Below are 17548 nucleotides of genomic sequence, written 5' to 3'. Positions count from 1 at the left end.
AAACATGAGTCGGTCAGCTGGGAGTTGCCGGGCTAGCGGGCGCGAACCGGCGCGCTCGCCGGAGCGAGGGTGGGGCTCACTTCGGTCTCCCCGCCGTCGGAGACGGTTATGAAACGTCGGCGATCGATCGTTGGTGCGCTGGGGCGTGACATCCACCCTGATATCAGGAACCCGGCCGCGTAGACCATCAGGAAGACGCTGAACACGAGCCGACCCTGAGAAAGGCATACTACCCAGTAGGCCAGACAATAGGCTCCGAGCAGCATCTCGGCGATCCACAGCCGCGGAGCGCTCTTGGTCTTGTAGCGGCTCGCCTGCTTGCGCCGCTGCGTGCTGCCCGATTTGGGTGTTCGCACGAACTCCCCCCCGCGGGTGAGAAGCCCCCGAAGCACTGCCAGAGCGTTGTTGATGGACATGCCCGTTCCGATCACCATCATCGCCGGGGTGGTTTTGAGGCCGCTCCATCCGCCGCCCAGAACGCGACGGGCGTATCCATACATCGTCGGCGGGGCGAGAGACGTGATGATCATCATCGTGTAACCAGTCAAGAAGGCGGGCAGAAATGCGGAAGGATCGACTCCCAGGATCAACGGACGAGTCATCAGGGCTACGAAGACCATCCAGAGCGACGCCGTGTGATGCGTGAGATGGAAGGTCGCCTCGAGCTTCTGGGAGAGCCGGGCGTCTGACCGCCAGATCCGAGGCAACAACTTCACTGCCGTCTGGGTAGCCCCAGTCGTCCAGCGCCGCTGCTGGGCTTTGAGGGCAGTAATCGTGCTGGGCAGCTCAGACGGGCATTCCAGCGACAAGCAGTATTCGATCTTCCAGCCCGCCAGTTGAGCCCGGTACGACAGATCCAGGTCCTCGGTGAGCGTGTCGGCCGTCCAGCCGCCCACCGCCGGGTCGTCGATGGCGGCCTTGCGCCAGACGCCGGCCGTTCCGTTGAAGTTCATGAAGAGCTGATTCCACGCCCGAGCACCCTGCTCAATCGCAAAATGGCCGTCGAGACCCACCGACTGGGCTTCCGTTAGCCAGGACTCGTGGGGGTTCAGGTAGGTCCACCGCCCTTGAATACAGGCCACTTTCTCGTTCCCAGCCAGGAACGGGGTCGCCCGTCGAAGGAAATCACGGGGAGGAACGAAGTCGGCGTCGAAAATGGCAACCAGTGGGTGCCGGCTTCGCGCCAGTCCCATCTTGAGTGCACCAGCCTTGAATCCTTCGCGGTTCTCACGCCGGATGACCTCGATGTCCACCCCCTGTTCGCGGAGCGGCCTGACCACCCGATCGACGAGCAGCCGGGTCTCGTCCGTGCTGTCGTCCAGAACCTGAATCGTGTGCTTGCCGCCAGGATAGTCCATGCCCGCCACGGCCGTGATCACCCTGATGGCCACATCGGCTTCGTTGTAGATCGGGATCTGGCTGGTGACGCCGAGCCAGTCGCTTTCCGGAGTCTCCTCGCGATAACGCGCGAGAAACGCCTGCTGCTCACTGCTTGCAGCTGCGTGTCGCCTGCGAAAGAAGAACACCAGCACATACAGGTGCAGGCCGTACAGGGCGAGGGCGCTCGTGCTGACCAGGAAGACGGTGATGAGAAGTGACCTTAGAAAGTCGCTCGACGCCATGGCGTCCCCAAGCCCCGCTCGCCGTTCCCGTGGTTTCCGCCAAACCTCGCTCAGGCGGTACTTTAGGGTTGTGTTCGCCCAGTGTCAATGGAAGGTGAAGCCTGCTCATGAAGGGTAGCTTCGTTCAATCGCGGGTCAAAACAACCGGCTCGCAGCTCGCCTGCAGATGCGTCGCCAGCTCGGCTGTGTGCCAGACTTCCGGTGCCCGGTCCCAGGGTTGGCCCTGGAGGAGGATCGTCGCGGGATGCGTACTGCGATGGCGTAATCAAGCTCGACGACGCGTAAGATGCGTCAGGCCATGAGGATATCCTCAACCGCCACAATCAGTTCGGGCAACTCCTCGCGCACCTTGTTGAGGTCCGCCTCGGTCAGGCCAACCGATTCGAGTAAACCGCTGTCGAGCGGTTGACCTTCCGCGGTGAGGTGGAAGCCGATTCGTTCGTGGCAGCAGAGGACGTCGCCCACGTAGACGATGGACGGCAGGATGCGATGGTCCTCGCTGAGGTTGGTGATATGGTGGTGATAGCCCAGCACGGTCTGCAGGCCGCGCGGGAACTTCCACTTGGCTGCCAAGGCCGCCCCGAGGACCTGATGGTCAGCACCGATGATCTCGGCCTCCGCTTGGCAGAATCGCGTCTCGCCCTTGGAGGCCACCTGGATCACCTCCGCGAACTGATCGGTGAAAGCTTGACGCTGAACCAGCAGACCAAGATCGTGGATCAGACCTCCTAGGAACGCCTCCTCCGCAAATGCCTTCTTGCCGATCAGACAGCAGAACTGTCGAGTCGCCACGCCGACGGCCACGCTGTGCTTCCATAGGTCGCGGGCACTGAACTTGTCGGACATCTTGTCGCTGGTGAAGAGACGACTGATGGAAGCCGAAATCGCGATGTTCTTGACCGCGCTCAGCCCCAGAAGGACAATCGCCCGGTCGAGATCCGACACCTGTCCCGGCAGGCCATAGAACGCGGAGTTGACGACCTTCATGATCTTGGTCGCCAGCGCCGGGTCGTTCTTGATGATGTGATGCAGATCACGGGCCGTGCTCTTGGGGTCATCCACCACCGAGATGATCTTGGCGGTCACCTCCGGCAGCGTGGCAACCTCGCCGATCCTCCCGAGGGCCAGCTTGATGACCTGTGCGGCGTCAGGAACTGCTGTTGTACTAGGCATTACTGTTCATCCTTGCGAGGATCCTGCGATCGGCTGGACCCCAGCCAGTCGCCTGTGCTATGGATCGACCCTCCGATGCCCCATATTTAGCTAAAGCACACGTCGAATTGCCCGGTACGGGCGAGGCGGTCGAGCAGCGGGGGGGTGCGAACACTGTCCGCCCACGGCCGTCGACTAGTACACCAGTTCCTTGCGGGCCAGCACAGGCGAGATTATCAGACGCGAGAGGATTCGGGCAATGCGTAGCCCCGCACGCCCGTCGCCGTAGACAGAGCATCCAGCCGCAGGCTTTCGGCGGCTCACCGCGAGGCGGATGCCGCGGCTTATGTCCGCCAGCGATTCACCACAGTGGATCACGCCGGGGCCGCAGGCCAGGCGACCGTTCTGGCGAGGTCCGATATCGACGGCCGTCAGTCCCAGGCTCGCCGATTCGATGATGCCGCTCGACGAGTTGCCGACCAAAACGGTCGCTCGGGACGCCACCCGAATGTAGTCGTCGCGTGTCAGCGAAGGGAAAACACGCCACCAGGGGCGATCCGCGACGGCGGCCAGCACCTCGAGAATCCCCTCGTGGCCCGGGTCACTGTTGGGGTAAACGGCAATGCCCGCAAGACCGTATGCCTCCACGGCAGCAGCCAGACGCTGGGCGGTGACCGCCTCGGTTCGGGCTGGTCGGCCACGAGGGTGCAACGCAACCAGGGCGTAAGAGTCGGCCGCGATCGGGCCCAGTAGGGCGGCGACACGCCTGTCGGCCGGCCGGCGGTCACGTCGATCCGTCTGGCGAAACAGGCGGATGTCGTCTAGCCCCGGCGCCCCGACACGGTAGATGCGGAAGGGCTGTTCGCCCATCCGGCAGAGGCGGTCGGCGGCCTGCTGCGATGCGACCAGGTGGACGTGGGCCATCCGACTGATGGCGTTGCGCAAGGCATCGTCCACATCCCCCGCTGCACGATCCCCTCCGTGAATGTGGACCAGGATTCGTCTCGAGCAGGCCGCCGCACAGGCCCCGGCGAAAGCCTCGATCCGGTCACCCAAAACGAGGACCGAATCACAACGCAGGCAATCGAGGGCTCGGGCAATGCCACCCACCCCGCGGCCCACAGCCTGAGCCTCGCCCGCGGCATCGTCGCGGCCAGTCTGCATGGGCACGGTCGCGTCTATACGCCAGCCTGCACGGCGGATGTGATCGATGGTTCGGCCGAATTTTGGCAGCAGGTGCATCCCGGTCACGATCAGCCTGACCTCAGGACGCTTGCGGGCTTTTATCGCTCGCAGAACCGTCTCCAACAGGCCGAACTCGGCCCGCGTACCCGTGATGACCGCTACGCGGCGAAGCCCGCGGGCTCCAGCAGTGCCCCGGCACCCCCGAAACTCGGCGGCTTCAGTCAAGTCATTCCTATCGAGAGCGGCACCGCCGTGTCTCGCCGAGGAGGTGTGACGCGCTCGGGATGGTCCTTTGGCGGCGATGGCAGTCATACGGCAACAGTGGACCGTTCGAGGATGTCCCAGGTGATGAGGTGGTCCGCAGGAACCGGTCGCAGCACCCGTCGCCCAACCAGGCTGTCAATACTCATGGGAGATATCCCATCACCCGGGCGCTTGGTCGTCAGCATCGTCCGAGCGAGGACCTCGCCCGTGGCGATGTCCCGGGCGGCCACAACGCTGGCTCGCGATACCCGGCGCACCTCTCGCTGGGTCGCCGTCGGCTCGAGCTGCCCTTCGCCAAGGACGCGGGCGGCATCACGAACGGACCGGGTATACTCGGCCATGGCCTTCGGTTCGAGAGAGAAGGAGTGATCCGGTCCGGACCGCCTGCGATCGAGAGTCATGTGCTTCTCGATGACCTTGGCCCCGGCAGCCACAGCCAGTCCACCAATGGTCAGCGACTCGGTGTGGTCGCTGAAGCCGCTGATGCAGTTGAACTCTCTCGCCAGTGTGCCAATCGCTGCCAAATTGGCCTCGCCCGGATCGGCGGGGTAGCTGCTGATACAATGCAGCAGGGCGAGTGGACCGGCTTCACCCCGGCGAAGTCGCTCCACCGCGGCCAAGACCTCATGGAGGTCCGCCGCTCCGGTCGAGGCTAGAATCGGTAGTCCAGAGGCCGCCGCCGCGTCCAATAGGGGGCCATTGACAATGTCGGTGGAGGCCAACTTCAGAGCCGGCACGCCGAGGGAAACGAGGAAATCCAGATCCGGAACAGAAAACGGCGTGGCCAGAAACTGAATGCCCGACCTGCGGGCCAACGCGGCCAATTCCTCGAACTCGTCATGCCGCAACTCCAGACGTTCAAGCATCTCGTACTGGACGCAGCCTCCACCCGCCCGCTGCTGGTAATCGGCCGCCGGCGAAGTCCGCGTAACCAGGCGGTGGGCGGCGAACACCTGGAACTTGACCGCGTCGGCGCCGGCCTCGGCCGCCGCGGCGACCAACTCCCGGGCCGCTTGAATGTCCCCATCGTGGTTGACGCCAGCCTCTGCAATGACGAAGGCGGAACGGGGCGCCCCGACCAGGGTGCCGCCAATCCTGAACGCCGGGCAGGCCAGGTGTCCAGCACTCACTTCACAGATCGGAGACCACGGGGCACTCGTGGTCATCATGTCAGCTTCGATCGCCCGCTCGGGCCCGATCTCGCCCCGGACACGAACCATCGCCTCGGCCTGATAGAAATCCATGGCTGTATCGATGTCTACGGAATCTTCCGCCCGCTGCACGACGGCGCGTCGGTCGCGCCCGAAGAAGCCGTGCGGGTCACTCCGCGTCTGCGGATTGAAGAGCGAGGCCCGGGTGACTGCAATCACCGCACCGTCGTGATAGTAGACCGGTTCAAGGTCCTGGCGGCGGTGGATGCTGTTGACTCTGAATTGCTCCATCCGATCCCCGTTCAGGCGGTGGAGCCAGTCGGGATGCTGCTTGGATACAGGGGCGACGGTTCGCACCGAATCACATCCGGTCTGAACCAGGTGATCGACACACCGGTCGATGATGCCGTCGGCGCGGATGGGAATATTGCCGTACAGGATGACCACGACATCAACCCTGCAGCCCGACCGGCGCTCGTACTGCTCAACCGCGTCTCGGACGACATCGTCGACCCGGGCAGTGTCCACGGCCAGTTCTGGGGGCCGGTTCACCAGCTCGATCCCCATTGAGCGCCCGATCGCTTGGGCACGCACTGAGTCGGTGGTCAGGACAATGGTTCCGCCCCGCCGGCTCCTCTGGGCATGACCGATGGTGTAGGCGATCACCGGGCGACCGCAGAGCGGAAGGCAGCACTTGTCGGGCAAACCCTTGCTCCCCGCCCTGGCCATGATGACCGTGAGGGTGTTCATTGAGAATAGATCGGCTCAGCGGTGCGCGCGGCTTGAACGGGATTTGCGACGCTTGCTCGACGGTCGCTCGGGAATTGTCTGAAACCAGCGGGGCGCGCCTCACCGCCTCTCAGGGAGATGACGCAGGCCCTGGGCAACGGCCGCTTCCGGCGAGACCAGAACCGCGGTCTGTTGCCCGGCGAGGTGGCCGTCCCACTGGGCCAGCACGCCCCGTGCCCGGCCTCGGATCAGCCGCTGAACAACTTCGAAATGCCTGCCAGCCCGGGCGTCACCCACATCAGGAATACACCCGGGACACCACGAGGTAGGGCGGCAACGTGTTGGCCGTTGGGCCCAGCTCACGCCCGCTATCGCGCTTTGGTGAGCTTGGCGCTCTCGGCCGTCACCACCACCGTGGAACCGCTGGGGTCGCGAAGGCGGACCTTGACACGCCCGAGGCGGCGAAGCTCGTCGCGTTCGGTCTCACGAGCGATGTAGACAATCTCCGCGGCAACCTTCTGTTCCCCTTTGAAGAACATGGACTGCAGCCGTTTCTTTACCGGCGTGGAGCAACGTCCCTTGTCGTCATCCCACTCCGACCATTCGGGTACCTCCATCGGCGCAACCACCCGCACCTTGGTACCTGCCGCTAGATTCTTGCTTGGGTCAATCGCCATCGCGAATCACAACCTCCTCGGCACACATGCTCCCCGATCTCCGGGCCAACCAACGGACAAGCCCTGTATTATACCAATCGTCCTCTTCAATGGCAGCGCCGGCAACAGGTTGACGTCCCACCCCCGGTCGGTTAAACCCACGGCGTGAAGGACGTTTCCGATGACATGCTCCGCGGCTCGCTGGTCCGCCACCTGGAAACCGACCTCCTCCTCGGCGTCCGCGCCGTGCCGTTGTCGGTGCCGGCGCCATCTCGGAGAAGCCCGCCAGCGACTCCGCCTCAACCGCAACACCCCGCCGACGGCATATCGTCATTAACCACCCATGGAGCGGTTCAGCGCCCCTCGGCGGCCTGCCCCCAGGGCGTACCTCCGGAACTCCGACGGCAGGCTGCCCTCTCCGAGAATGAGATCGCCCAACGGCGGGAGGCCCTTCGCCAACTGGATGAGCAGGAAGTGAAGCCCTGCACCAAATGCCATCTGTGCCGCACCCGGACCAAGACCGTCTTCGGCCAGGGTCATCCAGCCGCCCGGCTGGTGTTCGTCGGCGAGGCTCCGGGACGTGACGAGGACCTCCAGGGTCTGGCCTTCGTGGGCAAGGCCGGCCAGCTGCTCAGCAGGATGATCGAAGCGATGGGACTGAGCCGCGACGACGTTTTCATCTGCAATACGCTGAAGTGCCGGCCGCCCGAGAACCGAACACCGGCGCTCGACGAAATAGCCGCCTGCTGGCCTTTCCTGGACCGACAACTCCAGATCATCCAACCGGAGGTGATCGTGGCCCTCGGCAAACCCGCCAGCCAGACCCTCCTCCGAACCACGGAAAGCATCGGGCGGCTACGCGGCCAGTTCCACGACTACCACATCTCGGGAATGCCCATGGCTGGCAAGCCTACGCCGCTCATGCCTACCTTTCACCCTGCCTATCTCCTGAGGGATCCATCGGAGAAGGGCAAGGCGTGGAGCGACCTGAAGCAGGTCATGGCCCTCCTGGGTTTGCCGATACCCGCATGATCGCTGCCCGGACTCGTCGCAGGCTCGTAGGCAAAAAGGCGGTCTTGGCTCAGGCTGGAGCGACTTTGGCTCGCTGGCAGAGTGAGACGAATTCCTGAACCTGCCCGGTGACCTGGTTCACCGAACTGGCCGCTTTGGCGGACTGTTCCAGCGACGCTGCGGCTTGGCCGAGTAGCTCGAATCCGTAGCCGCCGCTGGCGCCTTTGAGTTGGTGGGCGAGACGCCGGAGAGTCTCAAGATCGTTCGCGTTCATCGCCGCCTCGATCGACTTGACCCGCTCAGGCAGGGCGTTGACGAACTCCTGGATCAGCTCCACCATGTCGGGATCGTTGCCCAGCGTGCTGAAAATCTCAGGCTGATCTGACGAGGACATAGTCGCTCCCTTCTCGCGGGTCGACCGGTGGCGAGTTCGCTCGCACCTCGTTCCGTACCGCGTCTCTCTGGTGATATCGGATCAGAACGGATCCCTGCTGAGCTATGCGCGGCAAGGTCTCAGATTCGACCGCTGGGGGGGCCGGCTTATCGGACGCTACTTTCCGGAGTAGTCAATGATACGCGCAATCTCCGTGCGCAGGTTCCGTCGCTCGACGATGAGATCAATGAAGCCGTGCTCGAGCATGAACTCCGCGGACTGGAAGCCTTCGGGCAGCAGGGCTTTGATCGTGTTCTCGATCACACGCGGCCCGGCAAAGCCGATCATCGCCCCCGGTTCCGCGATGTGAATGTCGCCCAGCGAGGCAAAGCTGGCGGCTACCCCCGCCGTGGTGGGGTCCGACATGACCACGATGTAAAGGCCACCGGCATCGTCCAGTCGGGCGACGGCCGCCGAAGTCTTGGCCATCTGAACCAGGGATACCATGCCTTCCTGCATCCGAGCCCCGCCCGAGGCGGTCACGATCACAAACGGGATGTTCTCGTCGGCCGCTCGCTCGATGGCCGAGGTGATCTTCTCGCCAACCACGGCTCCCATCGAGGCCATGATGAAGAAGGGGTCCATGGCCGCCAGAACGACCGGCCGGCCGCGAATGAAGGCCCGACCGACAATGACCGCCTCCGGCTCGCCGGTCTTGGCCTGAACCTCACGAAGCCGGTCCCTGTACCCGATGCGATCCTTGAAGTTGAGCGGGTTGGTCGAGACCAGGTCCCTCAGGAATTCCTCGAACGTGTCAGGATCGACCAGCTGCTGAATCCGGGTGCGGGCGGAAATGCGATGGTGGTAGCCGCACTCCGGACAAACGTGCAGCGATTCCTCCAAAGCCTTCTGGTACACCGTCGCCTGGCAGGAAGGACACTGGCTCCACATCCCCTTCGGAACGTCCACCCGGTCCTGCGGCCCGGTCGAGGAGCTGCTGCTCGGAGTCGTGGTCGGTTGCTCGCCTGCCAACGTTCGGGTCTCCACCTGCCTCGTTCCAGGGAGCGACCGCCCTCTGCATGCACGGCGACCCTCGGGCACGCCGGCACCCGGCCACGAGACGCCGGCTATTATCTCCGAACCCCCCTCAGGGTCAACCAAGGACCGTGACGAGACCAAGCTCGGCGCCGCGGCACCGGCTGTCGTCCTGGCTGGCGGAGTTCGCCGGGCCATGTTTATAATTCCCCCATGAAAGAGACCGTCGCCATTCTCGACTTCGGTGGCCAGTACGCGCAACTCATCGCCCGGCGAGTGCGAGAGAACCGCGTCTTCAGCACCTTGGTGTCACCGGCCATCACCCCCGCCGAGCTGCGAGCGATGAACGCCGTCGGGCTGATCTTCTCCGGCGGTCCCGCCAGCGTGTATCACGAGGGTGCCCCGCAGTGTGACGCCGCGCTTCTGGAAATGGGACTGCCGGTGCTGGGCATCTGCTACGGGATGCAGGCGAGCTGCCGCCTCCTGGGCGCCAAGGTCGATGCCGCCCCGGCCCGGGAGTACGGCCGCGTTCGGCTCGATGTCGTCGATCCCAGTAGCCTCATGGCGAACATCCCCGCCCGCACCAATGTCTGGATGAGCCACGGCGACATGGTCCAGATCCTCCCCAAGGACTTCGTCCCGCTCGCCAAAACACCCAGCTGTCCGATCGCCGCCGTTCGGCACAGAACCCGCCCGATCTTCGGCGTGCAATTCCACCCCGAGGTCACTCACACGCCCTGCGGGGGCCAGATTCTCCGCAACTTCGTGTATGAGATCTGCGGATGCAAGGGGCTATGGGAGGTCGGCAATTTCCTGACCGAAACGATATCGGCCATTCGCCAGCGGGTCACTCCCAGCGACCGGGTAATCTGCGGCCTGTCCGGCGGCGTGGATAGCAGTGTCACCGCCGCCATGTTGAATGAGGCGATCGGAGACCGGTTGGTCTGCATCTTCGTCGACAACGGCGTGCTGCGCAAGAACGAGGTTGCACTGGTTGAATCGACTTTCCGTGACCATTTCAAGATCGACCTGCGCGTGGTCAACGCCGCGGAGAGCTTCCTGGCTCAGCTGGCCGGCGTGATCGAGCCGCAGGAGAAGCGACGACGGATCGGACACGAGTTCATCAGGGTGTTCAGCGCCCAGGCGAAGGCCATCCCCAATGCCCGGTTCCTGGCCCAGGGGACGCTCTATCCCGATGTCATCGAGTCCGGACAGGGATACAGCGGCCATGCGGCCAACATCAAGCTGCACCACAACGTGGGCGGCCTGCCCAAAGACCTCGGCTTCGAGTTGATCGAGCCGCTTCGCGAACTGTTCAAGGATGAGGTCAGGCGGGCAGGCGAGCACCTCGGACTGCCCGACGAGATCGTGTGGCGGCATCCGTTCCCGGGCCCCGGCCTGGCAGTCCGGATCATGGGCGAAGTCACCGCCCAACGCGTCGCCCTCCTCCAGGAGGTTGACGACATCGTCATCGAAGAAATCCGGGCGGCCGATTGGTACCGCAAGATCGGGCAGGCCTTCGCCGCCCTCGTGCCGGTCAGCACCGTCGGCGTCATGGGCGACGGGCGGAGCTACGAGGGACAGCACTTGGTGGCCCTGCGTTTCGTCGAAACGACCGACTTCATGACCGCCGATTGGGTGCGGATGGACCATGAGGTTCTGGCCCGCATCTCCAGCCGCATCATGAACGAGGTGCCTGGCGTGAACCGCGTGGTCTACGACGTGTCGAGCAAGCCGCCCGCCACAATCGAGTGGGAGTGACGAGGCCTCGGTCGGTAGTCGGTGTTGAGCGACCAGTCTGCCGGCTGTGCCGATCACGGCAACAGCGATTCGTCGTGCGTTCTCCTGTCTCCACCGGGCATTCCGGATCCTTCAGCCGTTCAACGACATCAGGCCGCACCACGGCGAACGCCTTGAGTCCGCCGTTACTCCCCGATGATCTTGACCAGGACGCGCTTCTTTCGTCCGCCGTCAAACTCGGCATAGTAGATCTGCTCCCACGGCCCGAAGTCCAACTTGCCGTCGGTGATCGCGACGACAACCTCGCGGCCCATGACCTGCCGCTTGAGATGGGCGTCTCCGTTGTCCTCACCGGTGGCGTTGTGCCGGTACTGGGAGGTCGGCTCGTGCGGAGCGAGCCTCTCGAGCCAATCGTCATAGTCGGCCAGCAGACCGGTCTCCGCATCGTTGATGTAGACGCTGGCGGTGATGTGCATCGCGTTGACCAGCGCCAGTCCCTCGCGGACGCCGCTTTCCTGCACCGCGTCCTCGATCTCCGAGGTGATGTTGATGTAGTCCCGGCGGTTCGCAGTCTTGAGCCAGAGTTCCTTGCGGTAGGATTTCATCTTGAGGCCTCCGTTGCAGGAGGGCGGTCAGCGACCAGTCGTATGACACCGACGGGAAGCAACAGAGAACCGATCGCTGATCGCGGCTCCTCACTTCTTGACATAAAGAGTCTGTCCGGTCATGTGCCTGCAGCGATCATCCAGCAGCCACTCCACCGCTCCCGCAATGTCGTCGGGCTGCAGCGTCTGCGCGGCAGGGAATCCTGGGAAGTTCTTCCGCAACAGCTCCGTTTCGACCGCTCCAGGTCCCACCGCAAAGACCTTGATACCGACCTTCTTTCCCTCGCCGGCCAGGGCCTGGGTGAAGACGTTGACCCACGCCTTCGTCGCCCCGTAGACGGCAAAGCCGGGAAACGGATCGGTGGCCGCCATGCTCGAGAGGTTGATAATCGTGCCCTGCGACCGCGAGAGAGCCGTCCAGGCCGCCCGGCAAGCATAGACCACCGCGCTCACATTCACCGCGAGCGCGGTGGCCAACATGTCGTCGGTCGTGTTCTCGATGCTCGCCAGCGGGGCGATACCGGCGTTGTTCACCAGGACGTCGATGGAGCCAAACGCTCGCTCACAGTGGGCGACAAGGGCATCCACTTGTCCGGACTGGGTGACGTCGGCTTCATGTACGATGCAGCGACAAGGGTGATCCGTCGCCAGTCTGGCGGTCTCGGCCAAATCGCTCTGCGTCCGGGCAACCATCAGGATGTTCGCGCCTTGGCGGGCCAGCCGCAACGTGATCGCACGGCCGATCCCTCGACCCGCGCCCGTCACAATACACACCTTGCCGCGAAGGGACACCGAAGCCTCCTCCTGAATCCGGCCGCCGCCGGCATCGAAAGGGCAACTCATCAATCGACGAGAAGACCAAGTGCCCATTCAAGGCCCCGAAGTCACCCTACGACTTCGTCCTCGTCGCCTCACGCAGAGTCGAGGTGACCTCGACGAGCACCTCGTCGGAAACCACACCCGGTATCGCGAAGAGGACGTCGCCGCTCTGGTCGCGATGCAGCTCCTTCAGCTCCCGGCCGTCGATGTAGACCCACACATCCCGGCTGCTGGTGTCAGCCAGCTTGAACAGTGGCGAAAAGCGCAGGTGCTCCTTGCCCTTGAGCCGGACCTTGGCGACGTTCCCGTCAAGCTGCACGACGTAGTAGCCATGGCCCTCGCTGAAACCGTCCTTGTTGTCGTCACCTTCGTCGGTGCGAACCAACTGGCCGGCGTCGAGGGTGATCGGCAGGGGGTGGCAGTAGTCCGAGGCCACCGGTCCGGCTTGTTCGGGAGAGTCAAGATCGGGCGGCCAGACCCTCATCAGGCAGCTGAACGTGAATTGGTCGCCGTTTGACGGAAGCCGCCACAGCACCGACAATCGAGGGTCGCGCGGTGCCTGGGGCGCCCGGACAACCAGCGGGCGCGCGGGAACGACCAGCAGGTCCGCCTGCCCTCTCTCCGCTCGGCTGAAAAGAGCGTAGGTTTCACGCCCGATCGGAGGAGACTCTTCACCGCTCCAGCCTTCGATCACCCGCCGGGTGAACCCCTGCTCGCGATCGCAACCGAAAACGATGCCCAGCCCCGCCGGCTGAAAACCCGGGGTACGCGCAGTACCTGAACAGGCCATGTACACGCGGCCGTCACGATAGACCGAGTAGGTCCAGCGGTGAACCGGGCCGTTCTCGGTAGCCGGGGCGTCCGGTTGACCGAACCGCCACTCGCCCTGGAGCACCGCCCGAAGCGGGCAGACCTCGACAAGGGTCTGATGCGAATCGATCGCCGGGCCTAATGCCGACCATTGCCCCGGGTCGTCGATCCGCACCGAAGCATCGGCGTCACCGAAAACCACCACCGGCGTGGGTCCCAGCGCCCCCGGTCCGATCAGGTTGTGAAGTCGAGTGGGATCTCTGCCGAGATCGAACCACTGAACGACCCGCCCGCGAGAAAGAACCAGCTCGAACCGCTCGCCCGCTCCGACCACCAGGCGGCGACCCTTCGTGCCGACGTACAGATCCCCCGGCCCCGGGTCGGTCGGACCGAAGATCTGCCGCCTGTTGTCCACCAGCAGCAGATCATCCAGATAGAGATCGGTCGGTGTATCCAGCGGGTCGCACCAGAACTGCATCTCGCGAACGTCAGCCAGGTTGATGTGGTCACCAAGGTCGGCCATGTCAATCCGAATCAGGTTCCATCCGGGGTGCAGGAAGATGCGCGGGTGGCGGTAAGTCAGACGCTTGTCAGTGCCGCTGGTGACGCCGAAGGTGAAGCCGCCCAAGTCGCGCGGGCTGAACACGCTGAACAGAAGCAGGTGGTACTTCGACCAATCGCGGTACAAAGACCACTGACGGTCAGGAAGGTCGGCGGCGCATACCCGCTGCGTCGAGCCGAGCAGCGGCATCTTCAGCGAACCGACACCCGTGCTCTGCTGAGCCCGCTCGGTGGAGACGGTCATGGCTTCCGATTGGCCATCCATTTCCCGTCGGAACAGACTTGCCTGAGCAGGGTCCTCAAAGTCGGCCAGGATCTGAAACTTCCGACTGGCCAGGTCCGGGTAGGCTTTCATCATCCGGTCGATCGTTGGGGGAAAAGCCGGGGAGTACGGGCCGCCTGCCCCTCCCGACCCCGGGCCGCAGGCAGCCCCCAGAGCGACTATCCCCCATGCGCCGACAACCACGGCCATCCGGATCAGGGCCGCCGGGCCAATAGGGTGTCGAATCCGAAGCACGGTCATGCCCTCGGAACATACCGACGCAAGGGGGGAAGGGTCAAATCGTGCCTGCAGAACACTCCGGGGCTCTTGCCAGACCGCCCATTGGCCGATAGATTATGCACTCGGCTTGGGGGCGTAGCTCAGCTGGGAGAGCGTCGCGTTCGCAATGCGAAGGTCGAGGGTTCGAATCCCTTCGCCTCCATTCACTGTAAGTCCAGCCGAACGCTTGATTTAGCGTTCCTGCCGGCGTGCGGCAGTGCGGCTCGGGAAGCTGATGAGTGTGGTAATGACCACATTTGGACTTCCAGGAGCTGCAAGATGCCCAGCGTGAAGCCCCCCAAAATCCCCGGGTATCGTCTGCACAAACCGAGCGGGCTGGCAGTGGTCCGCTTGAACGGCAGGGACTTTTACCTTGGCCCGCACGGTTCGACCGACAGCCGCCGAGAATACGAGCGGCTGATTGCCGAGTGGTTGGCAACAAGTGGGTACTGAACACACACTGGAGCGGCACGGCGATGCGAGTTGGCGGGAACTCGGCAGCGGGGGTGCCCCTCACCCCCAAGGTCAGATGGATCCGGCCCTGACGTGATCTGTAATCGCGGCTGCAGCATGTTCCGAGACTGTGCTCGATCGCTGACTGGATAGCGGCCCACTACGGCCTTGGGGTCCGTTCTGGGCCGGTACGACAATCTCGACTTTCCCCTAGGAAGGAGTTGATGTGTACATCGACGAGGAGACGCGTTGCCCCAGGACCAAAGGAGATGTGCATGGCCTCCCATAGACTGCTGCACGGCTTGGCTTGCGTTGCCCTGATTGGATGTGGGGCAACGGAGGGATGGTGCGCCGACCCGATTCCGCCCTTCCCGGGGCCGCAGCCGCAGGAATCGCTGCGACCGATGCTGAAGATCGCCTGGAAGAAAGGCCCCGACCTGCCCCAGGGTTTCCAGGACAGCGATGGAGGGATCGTTGGCCGCATGCTGGTCACGGTCGGGGGGTTTTGTAGCGGACAAAAGGGGGTGCCCGGCAAGGACACCGTGTACCCACGCGGTTTCCTGAAGAAGGTCTGGGGGCTCAGCCTCGCAGAGTCAAGTCGAGGCTGGCAGCCCTTGCCGGATTTCCCGGGCGAGCCGAGGCAGGAGTTGTTCGCCATTGTGGTGGATGAGACACTCTATGGGTGGGGCGGCTTCAGCTATACGAAGCCTTACTGCTACAAGGACGGGTATCGTCTTTCCCTGCGTGCTGGCAAATGGGTATGGGATTCCCTGCCCGACCTTCCTTCGCCGGCTGCCTCGAGCGGGGTCTGCGCCGTCGGCACGAGAATCTACGTTTGTGGAGGCTGCGACTACGACGCCGACGTCAATGACGGCACCTTCTTCACGTCCACCGATCGAACAGGCTCGGTGAAACGTCAGGGGACTCGGCTCCTGGTCATTGACACCGCCGACCTCAAGGCCGGGTGGAGGGAACTGGACCCATGTCCGGGGACGCCCCGATGGATTGCAGCGATGACGGCGGTGAAAGGGAAGATCTACGTCATCGGCGGCGCAACTGGGAACGACAATCGGACGAAGTCCTACTGCACCGTTGTAGATAACTGGGTGTATGATCCGCCCTCCCGCCAATGGAGCCGAATCCGCGACCTCCCGATCGCCAGCGGGAACTTCCCAAGTGGACGTATTGTCTTCGCCGACCGGTACATCCTGCTCGTCGGGGGCAACCCCTACGACAAGGTCATGAATCCGGACGGGAGCGCGCGAGATCCCTACGGACAGCCCTTCAAGTACTACAAGAACAAGAGCTACTACAGTGACATGCTGGTCTACGACACGCGAACAGGCGAGTTCGGCACGGCGGACCCGTTGCCACTCAACAACAATCTCCCCATGACGGTGGTCGAAGATCGTCGGATTCACCTGATTGGCGGCGAGACCGGCGGTTGTGAAATCGAAGGCGAGGTTTTTGGCCACCATCCGGACTTGTACTTGGTCGGGACGATTCAAGAGACGAAATGAGCCGCAGGCGGGTTCTGTCGGCGATATGTGTGCAGACGCAGATGCGCTGTGGTTTCAAGGTCGCGGCTCCCTGGACAGGAGGATTCAATGAGCTTACTCCGCGTCGGCCTGGCCCTCGTCTTTATGGCACAAACCACGATCGCCCAGACCAAACCTGCCGACACGCAACCGCAGTCGGAGCTGCGTTCGATTCTGCGGATCACCTGGAAAAAGGGAACCTCCCTGCCGCAGGGGTTGCAGGATAGCGCGATCGGGATCATCGATGACCAGTTGATCCTGGTGGGTGGATTCTGCGCCGGTCGAGACAAGGAGACGGTTCCCGGCAAGCCCGGCAAGTACCCGCGCGGGTTCCTGAAGAAGGGGTGGGCGCTGAGCCTGAAGGACCCTCAGGCGAGTTGGGTGTCGCTGCCTGACCTGCCGGGGATCGAGCGGCAGGCGCTCGCCGGAATCGTCGTTGATGAGACCCTCTACTGCTGGGGCGGCATCAACTATACGGCTCCGTTCACCTATCGCGATGGCTATCGGCTCTCGAAGAAACGTGATGAGTGGGTTTGGGAAACGAGTGTACCGGGACTGCCCGCCCCAGCCGTCTGGTCCGGGACATGTGCCATCGGATCCAAGATCTATCTTTTCGGCGGCGCCGACTACGATTCCGAGAGATTCTACACACATACCGACCGTGCGGGTCACCAGCCGCGCCTCGGGGCGAAGCTGCTCATGCTCGATACGCGGGATCTGAAGGCCGGATGGCGACGGCTGGCGGACTGCCCGGGCACGCCACGCTTTACGCCTGGTATGGCCGTCGTCGGTGGCAGAATCTACGTTTTTGGCGGCGCGGGCGGCGACGATAATTCGCTGGCGCCCGGAGGCTACTCTACCGTTGTCGACAACTGGATGTACGACCCGACGGTCGACGGATGGACGCGCTTGCGCGATCTGCCCATCGCCAGTGGCAACTTCTTCACCGTGGGTGAGATCGCCTATCGCGACCGGTGGATTATCCTCGTGGGTGGCTGCCAATACCCAAGGATCGAGAACCCCGATGGCACGGTTCGCCCCCCGTATGGCAAGCCGACCCGCCACTATCCCGACAGAGCCTATTTCAGTGACGTGTTCGTCTACGATGTTCAGACAGGCCTCTTCGGCAGCGCCGACCCACTGCCGCTCAACAACAATACCCCAATGACCATCGTCCGCGGCGACCACATCTACCTTGCAGGTGGCGAAACGGGCGGCGCGGTGATCGACAGTGAGGCCTTTGGGCATCATCCGGATCTCTACCTGATCGGCACGATCAGCAACCCGTCTCCATGAGGAGTCC

At 63.6% G+C, this 17548-nt stretch carries 15 protein-coding genes and 1 tRNA gene; 6 read left to right on the top strand and 10 right to left on the bottom strand.

Going from position 1 to position 17548, the window contains the following annotated elements:
* Positions 1-32: 32 nt before the first annotated feature.
* The 5 genes from KA354_13305 to KA354_13285 all read right to left on the bottom strand — a co-directional run bounded on the left by KA354_13305 (position 33) and on the right by KA354_13285 (position 6780).
* Entirely contained in the window at positions 33-1622 is a 1590-nt protein-coding gene (locus tag KA354_13305) for a glycosyltransferase (GenBank protein ID MBP7935617.1), read from the bottom strand.
* A 291-nt stretch (positions 1623-1913) separates the two neighbouring features.
* The gene (locus tag KA354_13300) at positions 1914-2795 is read right to left on the bottom strand and encodes an HDOD domain-containing protein (GenBank protein MBP7935616.1); all 882 of its coding nucleotides are present in this window, start codon (positions 2793-2795) and stop codon (positions 1914-1916) included.
* A 174-nt stretch (positions 2796-2969) separates the two neighbouring features.
* Positions 2970-4184 (bottom strand): UDP-N-acetylglucosamine 2-epimerase (hydrolyzing), encoded by a 1215-nt coding sequence (gene neuC / locus KA354_13295; GenBank protein MBP7935615.1) that lies wholly within the window; start codon positions 4182-4184, stop codon positions 2970-2972.
* 83 nt (positions 4185-4267) lie between these two features.
* Entirely contained in the window at positions 4268-6124 is a 1857-nt protein-coding gene (locus KA354_13290; GenBank protein MBP7935614.1) for an N-acetylneuraminate synthase family protein, read from the bottom strand.
* Positions 6125-6471: 347 nt separating this feature from the next.
* The gene (locus tag KA354_13285; protein ID MBP7935613.1) at positions 6472-6780 is read right to left on the bottom strand and encodes a hypothetical protein; all 309 of its coding nucleotides are present in this window, start codon (positions 6778-6780) and stop codon (positions 6472-6474) included.
* A gap of 165 nt (positions 6781-6945) precedes the next feature.
* On the opposite strand from KA354_13285, the gene KA354_13280 reads away from it, so the two are divergent.
* On the top strand, positions 6946-7791 hold the full coding sequence (locus KA354_13280) for a uracil-DNA glycosylase (GenBank protein ID MBP7935612.1): 846 nt from the start codon (positions 6946-6948) through the stop codon (positions 7789-7791).
* A gap of 49 nt (positions 7792-7840) precedes the next feature.
* Here KA354_13280 and KA354_13275 read toward each other — a convergent pair whose 3' ends face one another.
* The gene (locus KA354_13275; GenBank protein MBP7935611.1) at positions 7841-8164 is read right to left on the bottom strand and encodes an Hpt domain-containing protein; all 324 of its coding nucleotides are present in this window, start codon (positions 8162-8164) and stop codon (positions 7841-7843) included.
* Between the two features lie 156 nt (positions 8165-8320).
* Entirely contained in the window at positions 8321-9376 is a 1056-nt protein-coding gene (locus KA354_13270; protein MBP7935610.1) for an acetyl-CoA carboxylase carboxyltransferase subunit beta, read from the bottom strand.
* A 15-nt stretch (positions 9377-9391) separates the two neighbouring features.
* On the opposite strand from KA354_13270, the gene guaA reads away from it, so the two are divergent.
* Positions 9392-10939 (top strand): glutamine-hydrolyzing GMP synthase, encoded by a 1548-nt coding sequence (gene guaA / locus KA354_13265; protein ID MBP7935609.1) that lies wholly within the window; start codon positions 9392-9394, stop codon positions 10937-10939.
* A 164-nt stretch (positions 10940-11103) separates the two neighbouring features.
* Here guaA and KA354_13260 read toward each other — a convergent pair whose 3' ends face one another.
* The 3 genes from KA354_13260 to KA354_13250 form a co-directional block, all read right to left on the bottom strand.
* Entirely contained in the window at positions 11104-11523 is a 420-nt protein-coding gene (locus tag KA354_13260) for a secondary thiamine-phosphate synthase enzyme YjbQ (GenBank protein MBP7935608.1), read from the bottom strand.
* Between the two features lie 90 nt (positions 11524-11613).
* Entirely contained in the window at positions 11614-12315 is a 702-nt protein-coding gene (locus KA354_13255) for an SDR family oxidoreductase (protein MBP7935607.1), read from the bottom strand.
* A gap of 97 nt (positions 12316-12412) precedes the next feature.
* Positions 12413-14071: a hypothetical protein gene (locus tag KA354_13250; protein ID MBP7935606.1), complete on the bottom strand. Its 1659-nt coding sequence runs from the start codon at positions 14069-14071 to the stop codon at positions 12413-12415.
* Between the two features lie 273 nt (positions 14072-14344).
* Here KA354_13250 and KA354_13245 point away from each other — a divergent pair.
* From KA354_13245 to KA354_13230, 4 genes are all read left to right on the top strand, one after another.
* Positions 14345-14417: transfer RNA gene (locus tag KA354_13245), tRNA-Ala, on the top strand.
* Between the two features lie 116 nt (positions 14418-14533).
* On the top strand, positions 14534-14707 hold the full coding sequence (locus KA354_13240) for a hypothetical protein (protein ID MBP7935605.1): 174 nt from the start codon (positions 14534-14536) through the stop codon (positions 14705-14707).
* Between the two features lie 275 nt (positions 14708-14982).
* Positions 14983-16227: a hypothetical protein gene (locus KA354_13235; GenBank protein ID MBP7935604.1), complete on the top strand. Its 1245-nt coding sequence runs from the start codon at positions 14983-14985 to the stop codon at positions 16225-16227.
* A gap of 87 nt (positions 16228-16314) precedes the next feature.
* Positions 16315-17541 carry a hypothetical protein gene (locus KA354_13230; GenBank protein ID MBP7935603.1) on the top strand — a complete coding sequence of 409 codons (1227 nt, stop codon included), beginning with the start codon at positions 16315-16317 and terminating at the stop codon, positions 17539-17541.
* Positions 17542-17548: the final 7 nt, after the last annotated feature.

The organism is Phycisphaerae bacterium, assembly GCA_018003015.1.
Taxonomy (GTDB): domain Bacteria; phylum Planctomycetota; class Phycisphaerae; order UBA1845; family PWPN01; genus JAGNEZ01.
This window is presented reverse-complemented; position numbering and strand designations above follow the sequence as displayed.